This window comes from Limnobacter sp. UBA7229, from assembly GCF_002473065.1.
Lineage (GTDB): Bacteria > Pseudomonadota > Gammaproteobacteria > Burkholderiales > Burkholderiaceae_B > Limnobacter > Limnobacter profundi.
Genome location: NZ_DKTN01000014.1, coordinates 88598 through 104877, shown reverse-complemented (window position 1 = coordinate 104877; position 16280 = coordinate 88598). Strand labels below are relative to the sequence as shown.

The 16280-nt window shown below is 48.7% G+C and carries 13 protein-coding genes; 8 read left to right on the top strand and 5 right to left on the bottom strand.

Features of this window, described 5'->3' with window-relative positions:
- The first annotated feature begins 75 nt into the window (after positions 1–75).
- The 8 genes from B4C79_RS08685 to B4C79_RS08650 all read left to right on the top strand — a co-directional run bounded on the left by B4C79_RS08685 (position 76) and on the right by B4C79_RS08650 (position 11025).
- A complete protein-coding gene (locus B4C79_RS08685; protein ID WP_291739246.1) occupies positions 76–369 on the top strand; it encodes an XRE family transcriptional regulator in 294 nt (97 codons plus the stop codon).
- The gene (locus tag B4C79_RS08680; RefSeq protein ID WP_291739247.1) at positions 359–1648 is read left to right on the top strand and encodes a type II toxin-antitoxin system HipA family toxin; all 1290 of its coding nucleotides are present in this window, start codon (positions 359–361) and stop codon (positions 1646–1648) included. Before B4C79_RS08685 ends, B4C79_RS08680 begins: the two co-directional genes overlap by 11 nt.
- 542 nt (positions 1649–2190) lie before the next feature.
- A complete protein-coding gene (locus tag B4C79_RS08675; RefSeq protein ID WP_291739248.1) occupies positions 2191–3318 on the top strand; it encodes an MraY family glycosyltransferase in 1128 nt (375 codons plus the stop codon).
- 48 nt (positions 3319–3366) lie between these two features.
- Positions 3367–5787, top strand: coding sequence for an SLBB domain-containing protein (locus B4C79_RS08670; RefSeq protein WP_291739249.1), 2421 nt, complete (start codon positions 3367–3369; stop codon positions 5785–5787).
- Positions 5788–5799: 12 nt separating this feature from the next.
- Positions 5800–7008 carry a GumC family protein gene (locus B4C79_RS08665; RefSeq protein WP_291751349.1) on the top strand — a complete coding sequence of 403 codons (1209 nt, stop codon included), beginning with the start codon at positions 5800–5802 and terminating at the stop codon, positions 7006–7008.
- Between the two features lie 136 nt (positions 7009–7144).
- A complete protein-coding gene (locus B4C79_RS08660) occupies positions 7145–7429 on the top strand; it encodes a hypothetical protein (RefSeq protein WP_291739251.1) in 285 nt (94 codons plus the stop codon).
- 216 nt (positions 7430–7645) lie between these two features.
- A complete protein-coding gene (locus tag B4C79_RS08655; protein WP_291739252.1) occupies positions 7646–8191 on the top strand; it encodes a hypothetical protein in 546 nt (181 codons plus the stop codon).
- Complete coding sequence (locus B4C79_RS08650; RefSeq protein WP_291751354.1) at positions 8188–11025, top strand: YjbH domain-containing protein; 2838 nt, start codon at positions 8188–8190, stop codon at positions 11023–11025. The genes B4C79_RS08655 and B4C79_RS08650 overlap by 4 nt, the downstream gene beginning before the upstream one ends.
- Positions 11026–11028: 3 nt before the next feature.
- On the opposite strand, the gene galE is transcribed toward B4C79_RS08650, so the two are convergent.
- Genes galE through B4C79_RS08625 form a run of 5 tightly spaced genes read right to left on the bottom strand, consistent with a single transcriptional unit; the run spans position 11029 to position 16080 of the window.
- Positions 11029–12051, bottom strand: a complete 1023-nt coding sequence (gene galE, locus B4C79_RS08645) for a UDP-glucose 4-epimerase GalE (RefSeq protein WP_291751364.1) — start codon at positions 12049–12051, stop codon at positions 11029–11031.
- The gene (locus B4C79_RS08640; RefSeq protein ID WP_291751357.1) at positions 12041–12820 is read right to left on the bottom strand and encodes a WecB/TagA/CpsF family glycosyltransferase; all 780 of its coding nucleotides are present in this window, start codon (positions 12818–12820) and stop codon (positions 12041–12043) included. Before B4C79_RS08640 ends, galE begins: the two co-directional genes overlap by 11 nt.
- On the bottom strand, positions 12817–14049 hold the full coding sequence (locus tag B4C79_RS08635; protein WP_291739398.1) for a glycosyltransferase family 4 protein: 1233 nt from the start codon (positions 14047–14049) through the stop codon (positions 12817–12819). Before B4C79_RS08635 ends, B4C79_RS08640 begins: the two co-directional genes overlap by 4 nt.
- Entirely contained in the window at positions 14025–15113 is a 1089-nt protein-coding gene (locus B4C79_RS08630; RefSeq protein ID WP_291739399.1) for a glycosyltransferase family 4 protein, read from the bottom strand. The genes B4C79_RS08635 and B4C79_RS08630 overlap by 25 nt, the downstream gene beginning before the upstream one ends.
- Entirely contained in the window at positions 15085–16080 is a 996-nt protein-coding gene (locus tag B4C79_RS08625; protein ID WP_291739400.1) for a hypothetical protein, read from the bottom strand. The genes B4C79_RS08630 and B4C79_RS08625 overlap by 29 nt, the downstream gene beginning before the upstream one ends.
- Between the last annotated feature and the right edge of the window lie 200 nt (positions 16081–16280).

Below are 16280 nucleotides of genomic sequence, written 5' to 3'. Positions count from 1 at the left end.
ACGCACTTGGCAAATAGACACAATAATGTCCATAAGTTGTTATAATTGGATTTTATGGATATTATTGTATCTTAAATGAATATCAGTTTGTCTACTGAAATCAACCTGCAAAACCAGCTGGCCCAGCACCTTCAGCGGCTGCGCAAGCAGCAAAAGCTGTCTCGTCAGGCATTGGAAAAAATTAGCACTGTGCCAGCGCCCACCATCAAAAAGTTTGAAACCACCGGCCAAATATCGCTACGCCAGTTTTTGCTGCTTTGGGAGTGCCTGGACAACATAGACCGCCTGGCCATGCTGCTTAATCAGCGGCACAACAACACCTTAGCCCACCCAACAACCATCGAACAGGTGCTGGCCGATGAGTTTTAAACCCATCCAAAAACTGAATGTAAGCCGCACCTTGTCCACCGGTGTGCAGGTTGAAGTGGGCACCCTGGCGCAAAACAGGCAAGGCGTTTACTTTCAGTACCACGACCAATACCTAAGCCGCTTTGGTAATTTGTCGCCTTACGCGCTGAATAACACATTGGCCCTTCAGCAAGCCCAGGCTGGCCCGCACCAAGGCCTGCATGGTGTGTTTGCCGATAGCCTGCCCGATGGCTGGGGGTTGTTGCTTCAAGACCGCGTGTTTCGCCAGCATGGCATACTGCCCAACCTGCTCACGCAAATGGACCGCCTGGCCTTTGTTGGGCAGGGTGCAGTGGGTGCCTTGGCGTACGCCCCCAATTCACAATATGCAGCTATAACGCAAAGCGATATTGACCTTTCCGAATTGGGCCAACAAGCCCAAGCCGTGTTCGAGGGGCAAACCGGGGAGGTGCTGCAAGCCTTGGTGGTCAGTGGTAATTCTGGTGGAGCAAGGCCCAAGGCCTTGATATATGCGCAACCCGGCAACTGGGCCAACTGCAGCACGGCATTCAGGGCGGGCGATGAAGCCTGGTTGGTTAAATTTACTTCCGCAAGTTTGCCCTTGGGCCACGAGGAAGGTATTTGCGAAGCGGTGTACTTGCAGCTTGCCGAGCAACTTCAGCTTGAACCAGCACAACACACCTTGGTTCAACCTTGTTATGCCAATCGTGAGTACCCTTGGTTGGCTTTAAAGCGTTTTGACTGGGTTTCCAATCAAGAGGGCCCGGCCGGCCGCTTGCACATGCACAGTGCTTGTGGCCTGTTGGGTGCAGACTTTCGCTTGCCCAGCCTGGATTACCAAACGCTAATTTCGGCAACCCGGCGCTTGTGTAAATCGCCTGCGGCAGCTCAGCTTCAATTTCGGCGCGCTGTGTTCAATTTGCTGGCGAGCAATCAAGACGACCACAGCAAAAACTGGGCGTTTTTGCAAAACGACCAAGGCCACTGGCAGCCAGCACCTTTTTACGATGTCACCTTTAGCCCCCACCCCCACGGTGAGCACAGCACGGCATTTGCAGGGTTTGGCAAAGCGCCGCCGTTGAAGGCCGTTCAGGGCCTGGCAGCTGCAGCAGGTTTTGCGAATTGGGGCGAAGCCAGGCAAATCGTTGAACACACCGTTCATGCCCTCGCTCAGTTTGAAACCTTGGCCAAGGCGGTAGGTTTAAGCAAGCAAACAGGCGCTTTGATACAGAAAGAGCTTGAAGCCACACGCACAGCGAACAAAGGGTTGCTGGGTTGAACTCCAAAACAGTGAAATAGAATCCGGAATTTGTCCTCTAATGTTCCGAAATATACGGTAGTAGATCCCGAGATTTATGTTGATCTATTACGAATTCTATTGGCAGGAGCCTTTATTGAGCGTGACGAACACCACGTTTTGTTGTGGTGTTCGTCGAGCAACGAATTGAATACTATGGCTGCTGTTCAATCTCAGACATTTCAAGATGGATTTGCCGAGTTTATTCTGAATTGAAAGCCCTGTTGTAGTCATTTTTACAGCCCCGCATTTGCAGGGTACAAAAATGCATCCAAGATCCTTGTTGCGGAGTGATATGATAGTCGATTGTGAGCTTAATGCTTCGTTCCATATTTAGGCCAGCATTAGACTTCGGCGCATAGAAGTAATCAAGTTGACATGCTGCAAGCGCACAATAAGGTCGCCAAATTTGAAGAAATATGCGGCCTTGTTGAATTAAAAAAAGCCATCAAATTACAAACATATATCCGCTGTGTTCAACCATTGGTTGATGAAATAAATTAAATAATTGAGTTGATACAAATATGCAAACCATCGAGGCCATCAAAATATTCTGGCCAGCATTATTTAGCGGGCTTGCTTGCTCATTTCTGGCCAGTTTAATTATTGTTGCAACCAAACGCTGGCACGGCACTTTCAGTATGGACGGCACTTGTGGCGTTCAAAAATTCCACACGGCGCCAACCCCTCGAATTGGCGGTATTGCCTTGTTGGCTGGCTTTTTGGGTGTGTGGTTTGCATTGCCCCATGGTTTCAGCAAGGGTACCGCTTCTTTGCTCACCCTTATCCTTATTGGCGCAATTCCAGCATTTGCCGAGGGCTTGCTCGAAGATTTCACCAAGCGGGTTTCAGTCAAAGCCCGCCTCTTGGCTACCATGCTGAGCGGTTTCCTGGCTGCGGTAATTACAGGTTATTGGGTCAGCAGCGTTGATGTACCTGGCCTCGATTGGTTTCTCGCGCTAGCCCCGGTGGGTTTGCTGTTCACTGCTTTCGCAGTCGCCGGCATCGCCAACAGCGTCAACATTATCGATGGTTTTAATGGCTTGGCCAGTGGTGTGGTGGTACTCATGCTGCTCACCTTGGGGTCTATCGCTTACAGCGTTGGTGACACCGCAGTGCTGAATTTGGCTTTGTTGGGTGCTGCCGTGGTGCTGGGTTTTATGGCCGTGAATTACCCCCGTGGTTATATATTTCTTGGCGATGCGGGTGCTTACACCTTGGGCTATTACGTGGCTGTGCTGGCCGTGGCCTTGGCAACGCGCAACCCCGACCAGGTAAGCCCATGGGCCATGTTGCTGGTGTGCGGTTATCCGTTTATTGAAACCTTGTTCAGTGTGTACCGGCGCGCAAGCCGCAAACGCAAGCACAACCCCGGCAGCCCAGATGCAAGCCACCTTCACAGCCTCATCTACCGTCGTGTGGTTAGTCGCAAGCTGATGCCAGGCGCCCCAGCCTGGAAGCGCAATGCCTACACGTCACCCTTTTTGTGGGTGTATTCGTTCATTCCCATGTTGGGCGCCATATTCTGGCCTGAAAGTATTGGAATGGTGGTGGCTTGGCTGGTTATCAGCTTTGTGGTGTATCAGCGCATGTACCGGCGCATGCTGCGTTTAAGTATTTACTTCCGTCGACAGGCCAAAGCCCTGAATTAACGCAGGTTTCTGCTAATCTTTACTGCTCTACCAATCAGGTTATACACAATGTATTGTTTAACGCTAGGTCGCACTGGCCGTTTGCTGGGTATTCTTGCCTTCTCCGTTTTTGCTACCTCTGCTTGGGCCCAACAGGGGTTGGGGCTAGCTGGTTTTGTAAATTTGTCTCAAGAACAACAGCGCGCCATTCAACTTCAGCAAGGCGGCGCAGCAAGTTTAAATGCCGGTAACCCGTCAGCCGGCGTTCAACAACTTCCGGGTCAATCAAGCCCGGCTTTGTCGAGTGCTAATCGGGAGGGTCAACCGGGCAGCGGTCAATCGTTGAACGATCAGTCTTCGCCGGCTCCCAAGCGCCCACTGAGCGGTTTTCAGCGCTTTGTGTTTGAAAACACCGGCAAGTTGCTGTACCCGTTTGGCAGCAAAGCCCTGAAAACCGAATTCGCTGTGGGCGGGGAAAACAATGCCCAGGTGTCGGCGGATTATGAAATAAGCGCGGGTGATGAAATTTTGGTGCGGGTGTGGGGTGGTATTGATGTGAACCACACAGCCACAGTCGATCGTGACGGTCAGCTCACCATCCCAACCGTGGGAACCTTTCCCGTGGCAGGTGTGCGCGCACGTAATCTGGATGAATTCCTGAAAGCAGAAATTGGCAAGTACTACAAAAACTTCAGTTTAAGCGCAACACTGGGCAAGCTAAGCGGAGTCAATATTTACGTGGCTGGCCAAGCCCTTGCCCCGGGTTTGCACACTGTGAACAGCACTAGCACCTTGGCTTCAGTGGTGTTTTCTGTTGCTCAGCCAGGCGTTAACGGTAGTTTTCGAAATGTGCAGCTAAAACGCGGTGGCGAAACTGTGGCTACGTTTGACCTTTACGATTTACTTCGCAAAGGTGAATTGAACGGAGACCGCAAGTTGCGCGCTGGCGATGTTGTGTTTATTGCGCAGGCTGGTGCGCGCGTAGCCCTGAATGTAGAGGGCCCTGCGGCTGCAATTTTTGAACTGAAACCCGGTGAAAACCTGGTCGATGTGCTGGATATGTCGGGTGTAGACCGCACCTTGTTGCGGCAAGATACCGTGCTGATTGAGGGGTTTAACACTGGCAACCCCAAAGCACCCAGAGCCGTTGAACAACTCAGTTACACTCGCGCCCTTAATCAGGCGACCCTTCAAGACGGTGACATTGTCACCGTATTTCAGACGCGGCGAGAATTCGCAAACGCAGTAACCTTGAAAGGGAATGTGGCAGCGCCAGCGCGCTACCCCTACTTCGAAGGTATGCGAATTGCCGACTTGATCCCCAACACCGATGCCTTGATTCAAGACAGCTATTTCAAAAAGAAGGGCGCCTTGGTGCAATTCAATAAAGCCGATGCCCGCAAATCGGTCAAAGATCCCGATTTGCGCAGCCAGTTGAACCAAGACGATTCAAAGCTTTTTAATAAGGCAGATCAGGGTGAAGAGGGCGAGCAAAAAATTGAGGTGGTCGAAGAAACCATTACCTCTATGCTTGCGCAAATTAATTGGGATTACGCCGTAATCGAGCGCCTTGATCGGCAAGAACTTCAAACCAGGCTGATTCCCTTTAATTTGCGAAAAGCCATGGCTGGCGACCCCGCTCAAAACATGCAACTTCAAGCGGGCGATGTGGTAACCATTTTCAGCGCGAATGATGCACAAATTCCACGCTCTCGCCAAACGGCATTGATCAAGGTAACCGGGGAAGTAAAAGCGCCCGGTTACTACCAAATTGCGCCCGGCGAAACCCTGCGCGATGTGATTGTGAAAGCAGGTGGCCTTGCCGAAGACGCTTACTTATTTGGCACCAAGCTCAACCGCCGCGCCATTGCTGCTGAACAGGAACAACAAAAGCAAAAGGCTTTGGAGCAGGCCGAGCGCATGTTGGTGTCGGCACAGGCGAGCAACGCTGCATCGGCCATTTCGGCCGCTGATGCCGCAAACGCCCAAAAGCAGGCTCAAGTGCAGGGCGCTTACCTGGAGCGCTTGCGTAAAATGAAGCCGGAAGGCCGGGTGGTGCTGGAAGTTAAACCCGATGCACAGTCTATTGCCGAACTTCCCCCCATTGAATTGGTGGATGGTGACGTCGTGGCTGTGCCATCCCTGCCCGGGCAGGTAGCGGTATTGGGGTCGGTGTATAGCCAAGGCGTGTATGCCTTCCAGCCGGGTAACACAGTATTCGATTATTTGGGCATGGCCGGTGGTGCTGCGAAAGGCGCTGATGATGACTCCATATTCGTCATTCGAGCCAACGGCACCGTAGACAGTGCGCAACAAGGCTGGGTGCCCTTCGTCAGCGGCTTGTATGGCAAGCGCGCGCTGCCGGGGGACGCTATTTATGTGCCTGAAGACTTTGAGCGCGTATCGCTCACAAAAACCTTGATCGATATTTCCCAAATTTTTTATCAGGTTGGCCTTGGCGCGGCAGCTGTTAACGCCATTCAAGACTAACGGTAAGCAGGTATGAATTCACACATGGAACCCCGGCAAGCTGAGCAATTTGACGACGATGAAATAAGTTTGGTCGAACTTGCCACCACCCTGGGCGAAGAAAAAAAACTGGTATTCGGTTTGCCTTTTGTAGTTGGCATTGTGGCTATTGTGGTTAGCTTGTTTTTAACTCCGATATTTACGGCAAAAACCACTCTGCTACCTCCACAAAACAGTGGTGGCGGTGGGGCAGCGGCTGCATTGGCCAGCCTGGGTGGTTTGGCAGGGCTGGCAGGCATTAGTACTGGGGGCACTACGGCAGACACTGTAATTGCCATGCTGCAAAGTCGCAGTGCGAAGGATCAAATCATCGATCAATTCAATTTGGTGGAGTACTACGAGGCCGAATTGCGTGGAGATGTCTACGGCACCTTAGACAATGCCGTACGGGTGACTAGTGATAAAAAGTCTGGATTGATTACCGTTGAAGTGGATGACAAAGACCCCGAACTCGCCGCGAAAATGGCCAATGCCTATTACGAGGTACTTAAAAGCTTGATGACTCGTGTGGCCGTTACCGAAGCTCAGCAACGTCGCCAGTTTTTTGAAGATCAATTTGCCAAGGCCAAAGAAGAACTTTCCAATGCTGAGGTAAAACTGAAAGAAACCCAAGAGCGCACAGGTTTGGTGGAGTTGAAAAGCCAGGCAGAGGTAACCATTGAGGCTGTGGCGCGCCTGCGTGCCGAGATTGCGCAGCGTGAGGTGCAGCTTAGTGCCATGCGCACCTTTGCCACCCCCGAGAATTCCGATTATCGCCGAGTGGTGGCCGAATTGAATGGCCTGCGCGCTGAGCTTAAAAAGCTGGACAAAGGTGGTACTGGTGGTGAATTGGGTTTGGTGTCCGCGGGTAATTTGCCCGAGCAAGGGTTGGAATATGTTCGCGCCCTGCGCGAGGTGAAGTACCAGGAAGCGGTGTTTGAAATTATGGCCAAGCAGTTCGAGCTGGCCAAAGTCGACGAAGCCAAAGACGGTGGCAATGTGCAGCAGCTGGATGTGGCTACGGTTCCCGAGCGCAAAAGCAAGCCCAAGCGTGCCTTGATTGTAGTGCTCAGTGTATTGGCCTCGGGTTTCCTTGCCGTGTTACTGGCATTCGTGCGCGCTGCCATGCGCAAGGCCGCCGCCGATGAAAACAGCCAGCAGGGTTTCCAGGCGCTGAAGAAAGCCTGGAGTTTTAAACGATAAAGGTGTGCCCCCACCAAAACAGGGTGTAGGGTTGTTTTTAGTTCAAAAACAAGCCTTTAAAGGTAGCGTAATTGTGAAATCTGATGTATTTTCTAAAGACGCGCGTTTATAGAATCCTTAATTAGGGAGAATTGTTATGAAGAAATTTTTGGCCATGATTTCCATGGTGGCTTTTAGTGGCGTAGCCATTGCCCAATCTGCAACGGGTGAGGCTGCTTCCGGTGGCCAAGCTGGTGGTGCGGGTGGCGGCGCTGGTGCAGGTTCTGGCGCAAGCGCCGGTGCTGGTGCAGCTGGTGCAGGTGCTGCGGCTGGTGGCTTGGGTGTGGCCGGTGCAGTGGGTGTTGCCGCTGCCTTGGGTACTGTTATTGCCGTTTCCAATGACGACAACAACGCCCCCGTGTCTGTTTCTCAGTCCAACTAAGCCACAGCACACAAAAACGCCTCCTGATGGGGGCGTTTTTTTTTGCCCGTTGTTATCGTGTTTTTATACTCATCAATTGTGCTGAAAATTATTCGACTTCTGCTGTTGCCCCTTGCCTGTGTGGGTTTAAGTGCGTGCACCACAAATTTCAAAGCTGCTTACGACATGATTCAAGCGGTGGGGTCGCCAAGCCCCGATCGGTTTGAGCAATTTGAAATGGACCCAAACTTACAGTACCTGGAGGCGCATACCGTGGGTGCGCAGGCCATGATGGTGCTTGGCTATGTAGTTACTCCACAACAGCAGCCCTCCGTGCAAACCTGGTACGATTCACAGCGCGAATTACTGCGAACCCAAAACGGGTTCATGGTGGGCTTAACCGGTGTTAAAAACTACATTAGCAACACCCAGTACACTTGGGCTGAGCCCAATCAACAAGGGGTGCAGCTGCCCACTGGTAAAACTTACAGCCAGCCCGATCAGCAAATTTTCAATAAAACAGTGGCACTTCAGTTTGCGCCAATTCCTCAGGCGCAGGTGAATACCAAAAATAGCGTGCTGCGCAAACGCCTTGTTGAAGCCACCAAAAACGAGAAACAAACACTGTTGTGGTTTCAGGAAATACCGCAAGCCGATAGTGATATTCCTTACAGCCTGCATGCATTTACCAGCACCGGTAGCCCCGTGTACGGTAGCCAGTGCCTTACTTCAGCCACATGTATTGAATGGCTGTACCGCTCCAACCCAGTACCCAAGCCATGAAACTAAAAACAACCGCAGCCCTGGCTTTGTTGATTACCCACTTGGGTTGGGCCCAAGCCGAAACCATTTATGCGCCCAAGCAGGGTGAACGCCTTTCTGAATTGTTGATGCGCCAGCAATTGCTACCCGGCAGTGCACGCAATGCGCAGGGGCAAGCCCTGCAACTTGAAGGCATGGTGTTGCAACGCGCAGCCCTGCGCAGCAAGCAAGCATTGCAAAAAACCCAGCTGATAACTCAACTGGCCGTGATGGGCCCCAGCAAAGTGCCTGCCTATTTGCAGCCATTGCTTGATGGCTTACCAGTAACGGGCCGGCAATTGCTGCCTAGCCAAGACGGGCACGTGCTAGCCGCCAAAATTAACCTTGACCCCATACTGCAAAACAATGACCAATTGGTGCTTCAGCCAGTGGGCAACACCATCGCCGTATTGGGTACCAGCGGGCAATGTATTGCTGAATTCAAACCTGAGGTAAGCGTGCTTGCTTACCTGGAACAATGCTTCCCCAAAAGCAGTTGGTACCAGTTTGGTGAGGGTTTTGACCAAGCATGGCTTGTTCAACCCAGCGGTGAGGTAACCAAACTGAATGTAGGGCTGTGGAATCAAACTGAGCAAACCTTGCCGCAACCCGGTGCGTGGGTGTGGGCACCTGCGCGCAACAGCGGCTGGGCCGAGCAAGAAAGCTTACAGTTGGTGCAGTTTTTACAAACACAAGGCGCTTACAAGCAGCCTGCTGACACCACAGTTCAACCCCCTGTGGTTGAGGCCCCTGAAGCGGATGCCATAGCGGCCAACAACACGCCCTTTGACTATACAGTGCGCCCCACCCGTAGTGATTGGGGCACCGTAGGTTTGCTGCAAATGCCTAGCGCCCGCATGGCCGAGGAAGGCACCATCAGCATTACAGCCAGCAGGGTTGAGCCGTATTCGCGCTACTCGTTTATTTACCAGCCCTTTGAATGGCTGGAGGCTGGTTTTCGATACTCCATCATTACCAACCGCCGTTTTGGTTCAGACGCCTTCAGTGGCGACCGCAAGTATCAAGACAAAAGCGTAGACCTCAAGGTACGCCTGCTGGACGAAACTGCCTATGTTCCTGAAGTGGCCATGGGCCTTAGGGATATCGGCGGTACGGGTTTGTTTTCCAGCGAATATTTTGTGGCCAATAAACGTGCCGGAAAGTTCGACTTCACGCTGGGCTTGGGCTTCGGCAACATGGCCAGTGGTGGCGGTATTTCAAACCCTTTTGGGTTTATCACTGATGAATTTGACACTCGGCCAGCTCCTGATGTTGGCGTGGGTGGGCAGGCCAACAGTAGCGCCTACTTTCGCGGCGAGGCAGCCCTGTTTGGCGGTGTTGAATGGCAAACCCCTTGGCAAGATTTGATTTTCAAAGTCGAGGTAGACGGCAACGATTATTCCAATGAGCCACTGAATAACCCCCAAGCACAAAGCAGCAACATTAACTACGGTGCGGTTTATCGAATTAACGATTACATCGACCTTAGTGTGAGCGTGCAGCGCGGCAACACCATGGGCTTTGCTTTGTCGTTTAAAGAAAACGTAAGCAAGTACGCAGTACCCAAAATTACTGATCCCAAACCTGTTGTGGTTACTCAAGGCCCGCGCCCAACGAGCACTGATTGGGAAAAAACGGTAAAACTGGTGGAGCAGCAAACCACCTGGAATGTTGAAAGTGTTCAACAGCGCGGCAGTGAGGTACAGCTAACCGTGAAGAATGCTGACGTAACCTACCCGGGCAAGGCAGTAGACAAAGCAACCGCTGCCCTTCATGAAAACGTGGCTGAAGGCATTAACTGGTTTAGTTTCAACTACAAAAACCGTGGAGCAGATGTAGCTCAGCATGTAGTAAATCGCAAGCAATGGGCCGCCGATAAAACCGAATTACCAGTTGAACAAACCAACAGCAACCCGGTGGCTGCTGTAGAACCGAACAGCTACACCTACAGGCCAGTCCACACCGATTATGACCCTTGGTACAACGGCGGCGTGGGCTTGGGTTACGAGCAAACTTTTGGCGGAGCCAATGGCTACCTATTTCAGTTTACCGGGTATGCACGAGGCGAAATAGAGTTTACCGACAGCACATGGGTAACCGGGCGAATTGACCATGTACTTGGCGGCACTTTCGACAAATTTACACAGCGGGGTACCAGCCGTTTGCCACAGGTGCGCACCAACTTTAGGGAATACTCCACTGCGTCGGATACCAAGCTAAGCAATTTGCAGCTAAACCATGTGGGCCAGCTTTCACAAAACCATTTTTACAGCCTGTACGGCGGTTACCTTGAAAGCATGTTTGGTGGGGTAGGGGGGGAATACTTGTACCGCCCCATGAATTCACGCTGGGCGCTTGGTGTAGACGTTAACCGAGTAAAACAACGCGCATTTGAACAAGACTTTGGTTTTAGAAATTACTCGGTTAATACGGGGCATATTACCGCCTACGTGGACACAGGTTTTGAAGATATCCTCGCGACGGTATCAGTGGGGCAGTATTTGGCAGGCGATAAAGGTGTTACGGTTGACCTTTCTCGCGTGTTTGATAATGGTGTACGTATTGGCGCATACGCCACGAAAACCAATGTATCCGCTGAGGATTTCGGTGAGGGAAGTTTTGACAAGGGAATTTACCTGCGCGTGCCGTTTGATGCGCTGTTTACCAGCACCGTGCCTGGCGATGCCAGTTTTAACTGGGTGCAGGTAACGCGAGATGGTGGGGCGAAGTTGAGAAGGGCGTTGAGTTTGTTTGAAGAAACAGGGGTAAGGAGCCCGCGTGTGTTCAGGTTCAAAGCTGCCATTGAGGCAAATTAAAGTTCAGTTAAAGCCATTGGGGTTTTGGTATTGCCAGCGCCACGCGTCTTCAAGCATTTGTTCTAAATTGCGTTTCGCCACCCATCCCAATTCAAGTTGGGCTTTATTCGGGTCCGCGTAACACGTTGCTATATCGCCAGGGCGGCGAGGTACCATTTTATAGGGGATCTCTCGGCCAGAGACCCTTTCGAAAGCTTCGATTATTTCAAGAACACTGTAGCCTTGGCCCGTTCCGAGATTCCAAACGTTAAAACCAGTTAACTGTTGGATGGCAGTCAGCGCGCATAGGTGGCCCTCTGCCAAATCCATTACATGTATGTAGTCACGTACACCCGTACCGTCTTTTGTGGGGTAATCATTTCCAAACACAGAGAGCTCGTGTAGTTTGCCAACCGCCACTTGAGCGAGGTAGGGCAGTAAGTTGTTGGGAACTCCACGTGGGTGTTCACCAATAAGCCCACTTTCATGCGCACCTACAGGGTTAAAGTAGCGTAATACAGCAATTCTCCACCGTGGGTCAGAGGTGACTAGGTCGCGCAACATATCTTCCACCATTAGCTTACTACGACCATACGGATTTGTTAGTCGACCAACTGGACAATCCTCAGAAATTGGTATCTGAGAAGTCTCGCCGTACACAGTAGCAGATGAACTGAAGATAAATTTGAAAATACCTGCTTCTGCCATCGTACTTAGCAAAACCTGACTGCCGTGCACATTGTTGTCGTAATAATCAAGGGGGTTAGAAACGCTTTCACCTACCGCTTTGAGACCGGCAAAATGAAGTACCGCATCTATCGAATGATTTTTAAATAGCTGGTTGAGCGCTTTGCGGTCACGAACATCAACGTTCAAAAATACGGGTTCACATCCCACAATTTGTGAAACTCGCCTTAATGACTCATATGAACTGTTGCTTAAATTGTCTGCAACAACCACCTTGAAACCTGCTCTAAGCAACTCCAATGTAGTGTGTGAACCAATAAAGCCAGCCCCTCCGGTAACTAGGATAGAGTTATAAAACATTTTTTCTGCTGTCAAAAGACTTGGCCTTAACTACATGCCATAAAAAAATCGGTGCTGATATGAACATCCTTCGCCATAAACGTCTAGGTTCTTGAATTAATCGAGGTAACCACTCCAACCCAAGACGTTGGAAAGCTGGATGTGATCTTTTAACTTTTCCAGCGTAGAAATCGAAAACTGCTCCGATCGCAGCGGCAAATTTAACCTCTAGCCTAGATTGACATTCATTAATCCACTTTTCTTGTTTCGGAGCCGTCATGCCAACCCACAGCACGTCTGCAGCGGATGTATTGATCAATTCAATCATCTCATTTTGCTCAGCTGGGGTATAGTTTGGTTTGAATGGCGGTGAGTAAGTTCCTGCGACTCGAATGTTTGGATAGTCCTTCTTCATGCGCTCAAGGATGACTTGCAATGTGCTTTCAGATGCTCCTAAGAAAAATACACTCAGTCCACCAGCAGTATTCATTAGAGAATGAAGTCCATAGAACACATCAGATCCAGTTACTCTCTCGTTAATCTGATTTCCCAGGATTCGGGATGCTAAAACCACACCTGCTCCGTCTGGAATTAGCCAATCGGCATCATGCAAAGACTGGTTAAAGAGTTGGTCTTCTAGAGCCATTACATAGGAGTGAGGATTAAGGCAGGCTAACCACTCGCACTTCTTGTGCTTATCATTTCGCATCTGAATACTGTGGAAGATGCTGTGTACGCAATCATTGATTGACTCACCATCCAGGTTGTAACCCAGAAGATTTACTTTCATTGTTTTCTCCCGATTCCTGAACTCAGCGCCTGTTCATAAATTTCCATGAGTGTCGCGTAATTTGCATCTTCAGTGAATTTTGATTCAAACTCTTGACGAGCAAATTGGCCGAGTTTTTTTAATAGGCTTTCAGAGTGCCATGCGCTTTGTACAGACTGTAGTAAAGAATCCGAGTTTGCCGGTTCAAATAAAACACCATTGACATTATTGGTTACGATGCTGGGTAAGGGCCCGAGATCAGAGACCGCAACTGGTGTTCCGAATGCGAATGCTTCGCGCACAACCATCGGAAATCCCTCAAAACACTCTGAAGGTAAGACGAGCAGCTTTGATTTTGCTATCAATGATTGGGCTTCTGCACTATCAAGCTGCCCGAAAAACTTAACTGGTAGCCCAAATGCAAGCGCCTCGAGTTTTGACCTTAATTCACCATCGCCAACTATGCGTAATTCGGGCGCACTAGTTCCCCATTTTCGCCAGGCATCCAGTAAAGAGGTAATTCCCTTCTCCGCGCTCAGTCTTCCTACAAACACAATAAAGTCATCACGTTCAGACCACGGAATGACAGATGGCATGCCAGGATAGAAATTAGGTTTTATGTGGAGCTTTTGGATTGGTAGGCCGGATCGTGCCATCAATTCGCGTTGAAAGTTTGAGAGTGTTATAAATGCATCAACATTGTTTTGCCATGTGCCCAACATGCGGTGTAGGCCAATGTTTAGGGCCAGGGGTGCGGTTGCTAATCGGCTATTTCGGTAGCATCCGTATTGAAGCGCGGGAAAGCTGCTTTGGTTATCTAGGCAAACCGTACATGTTTTCCCTTGCCGCATAGGAATGCCTGAGGCACACAGAAGCCTGTAGTTGTGAAGAGTCAGGACCTTAGCGGCTTTACAGCCATTCGCGTGAAAAATACTGGGGGATAGAAGGGGAAATGTATTGTGAACATGCATGATGTCAGGCTTGTACTGTTTAAGCACAGAATTCAACTGCCGAACCATACTTGGGTTCCAAGGTGTCGAGAAGCCACCGATCACAGTACCCAGTGCCCCTTTCTGTCTGATCTCGTCGCTATGGCGAGTAAACTCAAGCACCTCATGTCCACGAGAACGTAACATCGCAACTTCTGCGAGAAACACCTGATTCTCGCCTGAGGGGGCTGAGGAGCCATAGAAGTTGTGCGCCACTAGTATGCGTAACACTGCCTCTACCTGCCCAGTGCGTATTCGCATGCCGCTTCGATTCCTGCAGCGGCAGCCTCATAGGTATATGAGGCGACAATTTCCCTAGCATTTGCTGAACATAACTCCCAATGATTCCGATCCTCTAATAAGCGCATTGCAGCAGATGTCCAAATCTCAGCGTCGGGTTCACATACTGCACCTGTAACCCCGTCAATAACCAATTCGCCCGCAACGCCAGCGTACGGTGTGGTGATCACTGGTGTGCCAGCCGCCATTGCTTCGTTCGCAACTACGCCCCAAGGATCTAATCTGGTTGTGAATAACAGAACTTTGGCAGCGCTATAGTACTTTGGGAGAAGTTCTTGTTGAACAAAGCCAGGATAGTCGAACTCTATTCTAAGTGATGACAGTTGTTCCAAAATTTCTTCTCGCAGAGGGCCGTCGCCGATCAAAATTATTCTGCATCCTCCCCGAGCATGATTTACTCTCTTACAGATTTCAGTAAATAAGAAAGGAAGCTTTCTTTCATGAAATTGGCCCGAAAAAATCAGGTCAAAAGGTCTCTCATCGTATTTAGTATAAGTGCAGCTTGAAAAATAAGAGTTGTCAGCACAAAGTCCGCTGCGAAAAATCTCTTTCCTCGGTATTCCATATGAAAGAAATAGTTCGATGCTCTTATTGCTAGCGCCGATGAAAGCATGGGTTCGAAAAAAAAAGATTTTTCTAATAATCTTGTGTACAAAACTGAGATGAGATTCTGAACTGATCGTTCCGTCCGTCAAGCAAACATGACGTTTTCTTTTTAAGACAGACCAAATAAATGCATATAAATGACTAGGGTTGTAGCCTGTTGTTACTACAATATGTGGGTTATTCTTGTTTAGTACTTTCCATATGTCGAGATTGTTGTGAATAAAGTTATACCCATCTGAGTGGGAGTGAAAATTTTCTTTCAAATAATAGTGTTTGTGCTTCAAATTTTTAGTTGACCAGTTACGATTGGTCTCACGTCTAGCGAGATAAATGACTGTAAGGTCGAATTTCTTTATCAAATTAAAAACAGGTATTCGATATGGTGCGGGATTATTGGTAATAAGCGCTATCTTTATCATTTCTTTGTGGCGTTGAAGATGGATTGATACTGATTGAATTCATTGCTTTTATTGTATTAAAGTTCAAGCTTCGGTTATAAGCTAGACCGATAAATAAACCATAATAAAAACCAACCATGGGATTGTTGTAGAAATGGCCGCCAAAAAAAGAATAGGTGATGGCTAACAGGAAGATTATTTTTGATAGTGGATTTATATTTCTACATAATAAAGGGAGGGAGTAGTAAAAGAGAGTTAAATAAAAAACCCCAAAAATACCATACATAAGTAAAGCATCGTAGAAGTCCATTTCAATACCTACTTTCCCAAATAGAGCGCTCTCTGCTCCATTTGCACCAACTCCAAATAGCCAATTAAATGATCCAGAGTTTATAAAGGAGAGGGCGTCTTCGAGGTAGCTGGTTCTACCGAAGGTCACAATTTTGGCTAAGTCATCAAAGTCTTGATCTAGTAAGTCGAACGCTGAGCTTAGATTCGGTATAAAGTTGGAAATATAAATATATAAATATTTTTCGAAAAAAAAGTAAATTATTGTAATAGCTAGAGTTAAAGAAAAAACCGAGCGTGCCACTGATCTCTGTAGTTGACCCGCAGCAAAGACTAGCGGGTAAACTAGAATTGTTTTCGACAATGTTAAAATGTGTGCTACTAAGACTATAAAAAAAGATTTTTTATAGTTAAACCTATCCCAGTAAGCCATGGATGCAAAAAGTATAAAAAGAGCAATCAGGTCATTGCCAGCATAAATAAGACCAAAGTAACCTTTGCCTTCTTGTATCTGATAGCTTAGTAGGAAAGAAATAATTACTAGTACCGCATAAATAAGTATGGAAGCCTCGATATATGTTTTAATTTTTTCAAATTGTGGTTTTGTAATTTTCGTATTTTTTATATAAATAAAAATAATAGCAGGTAGTATAAGTTTAATGTAATTAGGAATGTCTGAAGCGTCAGAATTGCCGTTCATGCTATGAACGAAATATAACGAAGTTGTTATTGTTAGTGTAAAAAGGCTGGCAATATTTAGTTTTGTTGCTAGTAAGATTAGGAGGTAGATAAAAATAATAGAGAAGAATGCCGGTCCAATGATGGAGGGTAAGTTTGTTTTTATAGAGATGCCCGTTATACTATTGACTAGTGGTTGCAGTATGATTGAGGCTAACAATA

Excerpts from the sequence above, each read along its gene's own strand:
- B4C79_RS08665 (WP_291751349.1), top strand. The coding sequence starts at position 5,800 with ATGAATTCACACATGGAACCCCGGCAAGCTGAGCAATTTGACGACGAT.
- B4C79_RS08660 (WP_291739251.1), top strand. The coding sequence starts at position 7,145 with ATGAAGAAATTTTTGGCCATGATTTCCATGGTGGCTTTTAGTGGCGTA.
- B4C79_RS08625 (WP_291739400.1), bottom strand. The coding sequence starts at position 16,080 with ATGAACGGCAATTCTGACGCTTCAGACATTCCTAATTACATTAAACTT.
- galE (WP_291751364.1), bottom strand. The coding sequence starts at position 12,051 with ATGTTTTATAACTCTATCCTAGTTACCGGAGGGGCTGGCTTTATTGGT.
- B4C79_RS08640 (WP_291751357.1), bottom strand. The coding sequence starts at position 12,820 with ATGAAAGTAAATCTTCTGGGTTACAACCTGGATGGTGAGTCAATCAAT.
- B4C79_RS08685 (WP_291739246.1), top strand. The coding sequence starts at position 76 with ATGAATATCAGTTTGTCTACTGAAATCAACCTGCAAAACCAGCTGGCC.
- B4C79_RS08655 (WP_291739252.1), top strand. The coding sequence starts at position 7,646 with ATGGACCCAAACTTACAGTACCTGGAGGCGCATACCGTGGGTGCGCAG.
- B4C79_RS08650 (WP_291751354.1), top strand. The coding sequence starts at position 8,188 with ATGAAACTAAAAACAACCGCAGCCCTGGCTTTGTTGATTACCCACTTG.
- B4C79_RS08635 (WP_291739398.1), bottom strand. The coding sequence starts at position 14,049 with ATGCGAATACGCACTGGGCAGGTAGAGGCAGTGTTACGCATACTAGTG.
- B4C79_RS08675 (WP_291739248.1), top strand. The coding sequence starts at position 2,191 with ATGCAAACCATCGAGGCCATCAAAATATTCTGGCCAGCATTATTTAGC.
- B4C79_RS08670 (WP_291739249.1), top strand. The coding sequence starts at position 3,367 with ATGTATTGTTTAACGCTAGGTCGCACTGGCCGTTTGCTGGGTATTCTT.
- B4C79_RS08630 (WP_291739399.1), bottom strand. The coding sequence starts at position 15,113 with ATGATAAAGATAGCGCTTATTACCAATAATCCCGCACCATATCGAATA.
- B4C79_RS08680 (WP_291739247.1), top strand. The coding sequence starts at position 359 with ATGAGTTTTAAACCCATCCAAAAACTGAATGTAAGCCGCACCTTGTCC.